Origin of the sequence: Methylobacterium oxalidis (assembly GCF_007992195.1) — a bacterium.
Lineage (GTDB): Bacteria > Pseudomonadota > Alphaproteobacteria > Rhizobiales > Beijerinckiaceae > Methylobacterium > Methylobacterium oxalidis.
In genome coordinates this window covers 1-4173 of record NZ_BJZU01000220.1, presented here as the reverse complement: position 1 = coordinate 4173, position 4173 = coordinate 1, and the positions used below count along the sequence as shown (strand labels likewise).

The window sequence follows — 4173 nt, the reverse complement described above, 5'->3', positions numbered from 1 at the left end:
CCCCCGTGACGCTTGGGATGGGGCCGGATGGCACGATCCGGGTGCGCGATGCGCGCACTCCGCAGGAGGCAGGCCGTGCAGCAGATGATGCTCCTCGTGGAGCCGTTGATCCCGGCGCTGAGACGCTATGCAGCGGCGCTCACGCGCGATCGGGCAGACGCCGACGACTTGGTGCAGGACACGCTAGAACTCGTGATCACCCGCTGGCATCAGCGCCGGACCGACGGCAGCGTTCGCTCGTGGCTCTTCGCGATCCTGCACAATCTCGCGGTCAGCCGTATGCGTCAGCATCGGCGCCGCGGCGGGACGCATCTGCCGATCGACGAGGCCCACGAGGCGGCGCTCGCGATGCCCGCTCCGCAGGAGGCGGCGGCCGGCTCCCGTGACCTCATGCGTGCCCTCGATGCGCTCTCCGAGGAGCAGCGTGGTGTGCTGCTCCTCGTGACGGTCGAGGGCCTTTCCTACGCCGAGACGGCCGAGGTGCTGAACGTGCCGATCGGCACCGTGATGTCGCGCCTGTCCCGGGCGCGCGACAGGATGATCCAGTTGATGGACGACGAGGTCGATGGTGCTCAGCTCCAGCGCCCGGTTCTGCGGAGGTTGAAATGAACGCGCGTTCGATCACCGACGATGACCTCCAAGCATTTGTCGACAACCGCCTGGACGCCGACAGCCGAGCCCGCGTCGAGGCCCACCTGGCTGCCGATAGCGCGGCTCGGGCCCGCGTCGCCCGGCTGATGGCGCTTCGCGACGATCTGCGGGCCGCGTTCGCTCCGGTCGCGGCGGAGCCTGTGCCGCCGCAACTGGATCTCGCTCGACTGATCGCGGCACGCCGTCGCCGACGCCTTCCGGTTTGGCAGGCGGGCGCGGCAGCTCTGCTGATCGCGCTGGGTGGCGTCAGCGGCTGGACGGCTCGTGGCACCCTGTCGGACAAGCCGACCGGCATCTCTGCGCTCGCAGAGGAAGCGAGAGCGAACTACGCGGTCTACGCGCCGGATCAGGCCCGACCGATCGAACTTGCCGCCTCGGATCGAGACGAGATCGCGCGCTGGTTCTCATCCCGGCTGAAGCGGCCGGTGGGCGTGCCCGACCTCAGCGAGGCCGGCTACCACCTGCTCGGTGGCCGCCTCGTCGCAACCCCTCACGGGCCCGCCGGCATGCTGATGTACGACGATGCCCGGGGCACCCGCATCGTCATGCTCGTGCGCTCGCTCGACGGCACGGGCGACGTGCCGATGGTGGACCACATCTACGGCTCGATCGCCGGCTGTGCCTGGGCTCAGAAGGGGCTCGGCTACTCGCTGGTGGCCGCCGCAGAACCCGAGGTGCTGCATCCGCTCGTCCGGGAGATCCGGCGACGGGCCGCCACCGAGGGGTGAGCGGGACGCTGCCGTGAGAAGGTGCGGCCGCCCGTCCTCGGGATCCGCGTTCCGTCCCAGCTCACCGGTTGCGTCCTGAGGAACGCGGACGCCCCGTCCGAACACGACGCCACCCTGCAACCTCCTGCCGGCCCTGTTCCGCGGGAGAGCAGCCTTTCTTTGCCCGAGAACGAGGAACCTTGATGTTGAATTTCGCTGGTTGGAACATCGAAGGCGCAGCGTTTCTGAGGCGCTGGGCGCCTCTGCCGCTCCGCCTGATCGTCGGGTACGGCTTCATGGCGCATGGCATCGCAAAGGCGGCCCGCGGTCCAGATGCCTTTCCCACCCTCCTGCAGGCCATGGGCATACCGGAACCGTTCCTGATGGGATGGCTCACGATCCTGGTCGAGATCTTCGGCGGGTTGGCGGTGCTGCTCGGCAGCTTCGTCCCGTTGGCCAGCGTTCCGATGGCCATCGTCTTGCTTGTCGCGATGTTCACTGTGCACCTGCCCTACGGGTTCAGCTCTATCAAGCTTCAGGCGATCACAGAGACCGGCGCGCGCTTCGGGCAGCCCGGTTACGAGACGGATCTGCTCTACCTCGCCTGCCTCGCGAGCCTTGTCCTCGGAGGGCCGGGGCCTCTCTCAGTCGATGCGTTAATCAAGCGGCGCGCAAGCCTCGTGCTCAGGACGTGAGGCCGGAGGTGTGGCGTCTGTTCTGAAGCGCTTGAAATCGGGCAGTCTGTTGGATTGCTCTTTCTGTTCGCTTGCTGCCGAACCGTAGGCCTGAGATGAAGGACGTCACCGCGCTGATCCTACACCTCGTGCTGCAAGGCCTTTTCATCGCGGGCGCCGGTCCGGCAGAGGCGAATGGCCCGGTCATCATCAGGGAAGTCGCGCTCGTCCAGCCTTCAGACTCGCACGCGCCGCAGAAGGCACTAGTCGACGTCCAGAACACAGGATCCAATCCGGTCAGGGACGTAGCTTTGACCTGCACCTTCTCACATGACGGAGGCGTGGATCTTGAGACGAGAGAAGCCTCCATCGCTGAGATCGCTCGCCATGCTACGGTCCGATCCGAGGTGATCTACTACGGCTGGCCGAAGGCCCGTCGCGTGAGCTGTGAGTTGATCACGCCACGCTAGCAGGCCGGCCTGTGTGGCTGCCACTGCTACGATGGAGGTTCAGCCTTGATTTGGATAGCTTTGTCGATCGGCAGTAGAAACTGTCTATGGCTCTTGGCCGAGAAACGGGCCTTCGCATTTGCGCCCATCCCAGACATACAGTTGATCTAGGCCAATGCTCCGAAGCGGACCTTCCAGCAGCTCAGCTTGCCGGTCGCCGTCCTCCGGGATCTCATCGTGCGCAACATCTGGCAGAAGCCGCTGAGCCGCCTTCCGGACCTCTTCGAGGGTGGCGAACTCTGTGCCGGTATCGTCCCGGGTCACTTTGCGGTCGATGTGGACGTCGAAGAAGTGGCGCGGCACAGAACCAACCTACACGGAGAGTAGGGTTCGACGGCGCGGGTCGGAGATCAGGATCCCGCGCCGTCTAGTCGATCCGAGGGTGTGAGGATCGCCTCGACCGGCGCTCGAACAACGCCCCTCAGGTTCGACTACATCCGTGCTTGACACTCAGGATCTCGTTGGCTCGGGCCAAAGCTCGTGGGTCTCCCGCTCCAACGCCTTGACCCGCTCGCGCTCATCGGTCGTCGGCCCGGCTCGTACGCCGCCGTCGCGTTCAGCCTGTCTGACCTAGTGCACTGACGCAGACGAACGCACCACATGCTTACCTGCTAATTCTTTGCAAACGCGAAAGAAATTGGGCTGCTCGCTGTACGTTTTGTTAGCGTCAGTGCACTAGTTCCGCAGCGTCTCACCCGAGCAGCCGATCTTGGCCGCGATCGATTGGATCGCCGCCCACTGTGAACCGTGCTCACTCTCATGCTCCCGAACCAGCCGGACTGCCCGCTCGCGAACCTCAGGGGAGAAGGGTGGAATATGCTTCGTCATGGCTCCAGTCTCTCAGGAGTTGGAGCCTCCGAAAATCCCGGAGCGGTTCAGTGTCATCCAGACTACGTCAGGCCTCAGCCTTGCCGATCGATCCGCCACCATCGACAAACAGGGTCTGTCCGGTGATGTAGCCCGCCGCATCCGACAGCAGAAAAGCGATCGCCGCCGCGATCTCCTCGGGCTGACCGAGGCGCCGCATCGGAATCAGCGACAGGAACCAGCGTTCCGCCTCGCTGCCGGCGGGAGTGTTCTTGCGAAACAGCTCGGTCTCCACCGGACCGGGCGCAACCGTGTTAACCGTGATGCCAGTCTCGGCCAGCTCCATGGCCCAGGTGCGCGTGAGGCTGTTCATCGCCGCCTTAGAGGCGGCATAGGCGCTGCGTCCCGGCGTGCCCACGACCGTCAGGCTGGAGATGTTGACGATCCGGCCCCAGCCTCTCTCCCGCATGCCAGGCAGCAGCGCCTGCACGGTCTGGATGGTCGGGTGCAGATTGACCCGCAGGATCGCGTCCAAATCCTTGAGGTCGATCTCGCCGAGCCGATGCATGCGGGCGACGCCGACGTTGTTCACGACTCCGTCGAAGGAGTAGCGCTGGGCGAGACGGCAAAAGCGTCGGCCGAAGCCTTGCTATCGCTCAGGTCGACCGAGGCCAGGGTACCGGGAAAGTCCGGATCCAAGCCGCGGGCTATGCCGACGACATAGTGACCGGCGCCGGCGAGCTGCTGGGAGAGAGCGCGGCCGATGCCTTTGGTGGCACCGGTTACGAGGAAGGTCCGCTGGGTCACGATCGTTTGCTCCTAGGG

General features: G+C 65.3%; 7 protein-coding genes and 1 pseudogene. 4 read left to right on the top strand and 4 right to left on the bottom strand.

Features of this window, described 5'->3' with window-relative positions; all coding sequences use genetic code 11:
* Positions 1-75 precede the first annotated feature (75 nt).
* The 4 genes from MOX02_RS29645 (at position 76) to MOX02_RS29630 (ending at position 2502) form a co-directional block, all read left to right on the top strand.
* Positions 76-609, top strand: coding sequence for an RNA polymerase sigma factor (locus MOX02_RS29645; protein WP_147029353.1), 534 nt, complete (start codon positions 76-78; stop codon positions 607-609).
* Complete coding sequence (locus MOX02_RS29640) at positions 606-1379, top strand: anti-sigma factor family protein (protein WP_147029352.1); 774 nt, start codon at positions 606-608, stop codon at positions 1377-1379. Before MOX02_RS29645 ends, MOX02_RS29640 begins: the two co-directional genes overlap by 4 nt.
* A 182-nt stretch (positions 1380-1561) precedes the next feature.
* On the top strand, positions 1562-2053 hold the full coding sequence (locus MOX02_RS29635) for a DoxX family protein (protein ID WP_147029351.1): 492 nt from the start codon (positions 1562-1564) through the stop codon (positions 2051-2053).
* Between the two features lie 95 nt (positions 2054-2148).
* The gene (locus tag MOX02_RS29630) at positions 2149-2502 is read left to right on the top strand and encodes a hypothetical protein (RefSeq protein ID WP_147029350.1); all 354 of its coding nucleotides are present in this window, start codon (positions 2149-2151) and stop codon (positions 2500-2502) included.
* Between the two features lie 84 nt (positions 2503-2586).
* Here MOX02_RS29630 and MOX02_RS29625 read toward each other — a convergent pair whose 3' ends face one another.
* The 4 genes and pseudogenes from MOX02_RS29625 to MOX02_RS32805 form a co-directional block, all read right to left on the bottom strand.
* Complete coding sequence (locus MOX02_RS29625; RefSeq protein WP_147029349.1) at positions 2587-2844, bottom strand: DUF6894 family protein; 258 nt, start codon at positions 2842-2844, stop codon at positions 2587-2589.
* Between the two features lie 378 nt (positions 2845-3222).
* A pseudogene (locus MOX02_RS33095) lies at positions 3223-3369 on the bottom strand (IS3 family transposase); the annotation flags it as partial.
* Positions 3370-3436: 67 nt separating this feature from the next.
* Positions 3437-3940: an SDR family oxidoreductase gene (locus MOX02_RS29615; RefSeq protein WP_280525373.1), complete on the bottom strand. Its 504-nt coding sequence runs from the start codon at positions 3938-3940 to the stop codon at positions 3437-3439.
* Positions 3937-4155: an NAD-dependent epimerase/dehydratase family protein gene (locus tag MOX02_RS32805; protein WP_280525372.1), complete on the bottom strand. Its 219-nt coding sequence runs from the start codon at positions 4153-4155 to the stop codon at positions 3937-3939. Before MOX02_RS32805 ends, MOX02_RS29615 begins: the two co-directional genes overlap by 4 nt.
* Positions 4156-4173: the final 18 nt, after the last annotated feature.

Bases quoted from the DNA above. Each gene is read 5' to 3' on its own strand.
- MOX02_RS29630 (WP_147029350.1), top strand. From the start codon at position 2,149: ATGAAGGACGTCACCGCGCTGATCCTACACCTCGTGCTGCAAGGCCTT.
- MOX02_RS29635 (WP_147029351.1), top strand. From the start codon at position 1,562: ATGTTGAATTTCGCTGGTTGGAACATCGAAGGCGCAGCGTTTCTGAGG.
- MOX02_RS29640 (WP_147029352.1), top strand. From the start codon at position 606: ATGAACGCGCGTTCGATCACCGACGATGACCTCCAAGCATTTGTCGAC.